The sequence below is a fragment of the Streptomyces sp. YIM 98790 genome, from assembly GCF_011421595.1.
In the GTDB taxonomy this organism is placed as follows: domain Bacteria; phylum Actinomycetota; class Actinomycetes; order Streptomycetales; family Streptomycetaceae; genus Streptomyces.
Map to the genome: position 1 here is coordinate 1 of NZ_WTLH01000363.1, position 2,045 is coordinate 2,045.

Genomic DNA, 2,045 nt, shown 5'->3' on the forward strand with positions numbered 1-2,045 from the left:
CCGCCGCCGGGTGCCCGCCGCCGCCCGGTGTCGGGTCCGGAGGGCCGGTGGCCCGCCGGGACCGTGCCGGGTCCGGCGCCGGGGTCGAGCACGGCCCGCGCCTCCTCCTCGGCCAGCTCCTCCAGACAGCGCCGCAGCCGCCGCACCAGGATTCCGGTGCGGGCCCGCACCTTCTCCGGCCGGTGGCGGCGCGGCGGGGCGCCGGGCTCGCGCTCCCAGCGCAGGGTGGTGCGCTCGCCGGCGGCGATGAGTGCCTCGGCCAGCAGGCTGATCAGCGCCTCGGTGAGCGCGTCCATCAGTTCGTCGCTGCTGCTGTCGTTGGGGAAGGACAGCCAGTGGGCGCGGACCTGACCGCTCATCAGCCCGCCGGCGGCCAGCACGTCCCGCACCTGGCGGGCGGCCTCGTCGAAGGACTCGGCCAGGTGCTGCTCCATCCGGGTGGCGGCGGCGGCCTGGGCGGCGGCGGCCCCGGCCAGGGCGGCGATCCGGCCGCGCAGGGAGCCCAGGGTGCCGAAGGCGGTGCGGGAGGCGGCCACCGCGCGGGCTGCCGGATCCTGCGCCTGCTGGCCCAGCCACTGGCGGAGCGCGGAGACCGTGCTGGTGGGCAGCAGGCCGGAGCCTCCGGCGGACTCGGGCAGTTCGGGGACGGTGAACCGGGGGACGTCGCCCAGCCCGGCCCGTTCCAGCAGGGAGGCGTAGTGGCGGGAGACCTCCGGCAGGATCTGGTGCGGCACCCGGTCCAGCACGGTGGCCAGGGTGACGTGCCACTCGCGGGCGGTGCGCAGCAGGTTCCAGGGGGTGGCGTCGGCGTAGCGGGCCGCGGTGGTGACGAGTACCCAGATGTCGGCGGCGGCGATCAGGTCCGCGGCCAGGTCGCGGGTGCCGGCCGCCACCGAGTCGAGGTCCGGGGCGTCGAGCAGGGCCAGTCCGGCGGGGATGGCGCGGGAGGTCTCCACGGCCAGGGCGGGCCGGCCGTCCTCGGTGGCGGCGGGCGGCACGGCGGGGGCGTGCTCGTCGCGCCGGTCGCGGGGCAGCCAGACCCGGCCCAGCACGGGGAGGACACGGGGCCCGGCGAACCAGTGGTGGTCGTCGGGATGGCAGACCAGGACGGGGGTGCGGGTGGTGGGCCGGAGCACCCCCGCGGGCGTGACCCGGCGGCCGATCAGGGAATTGACGAGGGTCGATTTTCCGGAGCCGGTGGAGCCGCCGACCACGGCCAGCAGCGGGGCGTCCGGTTCCCGCACTCTGGGTACCAGATAGCCGTCCAGCTGGGTCAGCAGTTCGGAGCGGGATCGCCGCGCCCGTTCGGCGCCGGGCAGCGCCAGCGGGAAGCGCGCGGCGGCGATGCGCTCCCGCAGTGCGGTGAGCGCGTCCACCAGATCGGGCCGTGCCTCCAAGATCGCCACACGAGAAGAATGCCCAATTTCGGGCGATATCAGAAGCATATTCCGCCGAACTCGCGAGAAGCCGCGCGCCGGAGCGCTCTCACCGGCATAACGAGTGCGCAACACCCCCGCAGCGGGGCGTCGAAATCGCTGCGCGCTCGGAGCGCGCCTGCGATTATCGGGGCTGCTTCACCGGATCTCCACACCTGGCCGCGGAGTGCTGGCTCCCGTCCGCGCAGGTGCCGGTGACGCGGCAAGGACGCACTCCCCGAAGCCATATCCTGTGCCCGGCGCACCGGCGGCGGGGCGGACGTCCTCGCCGGGGTCCCGCCTCCGTAGCTCAGCGGATAGAGCAGGTGCCTTCTAAGCACTTGGTCGCAGGTTCGAGTCCTGCCGGGGGCGCCTCGGGCTCCCCCGCGCCGCGGTGGCGGGCGCTGCCGGTCAGGCTCTGCGTGGGGGAGCCGCACTGCGCCGGACGGCCGTCACCCGACAGGGGCACGGCCGCGGCGGCAATCGTGATCATGGCGGCTCGGGCTTCCGTTTCCTCACCTTGGGAAGATCGTGTGCTGCTCCGATGCGCTTCCGGAGTGGGCCGGGCGCGCCCGCCGGCGGTGCGGCGCGGCGGCCGGAGCGGGTGCGCCCCGGCCGCCGCGGACGGCC

The 2,045-nt window shown here is 75.8% G+C and carries 1 protein-coding gene and 1 tRNA gene; one reads left to right on the forward strand and one right to left on the reverse strand.

Features of this window, described 5'->3' with window-relative positions:
* A partial coding sequence (locus tag GQS09_RS28020) for a dynamin family protein (protein ID WP_165990318.1) occupies positions 1-1,445 on the reverse strand: 1,445 nt, incomplete at its 3' end.
* Between the two features lie 269 nt (positions 1,446-1,714).
* Between GQS09_RS28020 and GQS09_RS28025 the strand changes: the two genes are divergently transcribed.
* Positions 1,715-1,787: transfer RNA gene (locus GQS09_RS28025), tRNA-Arg, on the forward strand.
* The last annotated feature ends 258 nt before the right edge of the window (positions 1,788-2,045 follow it).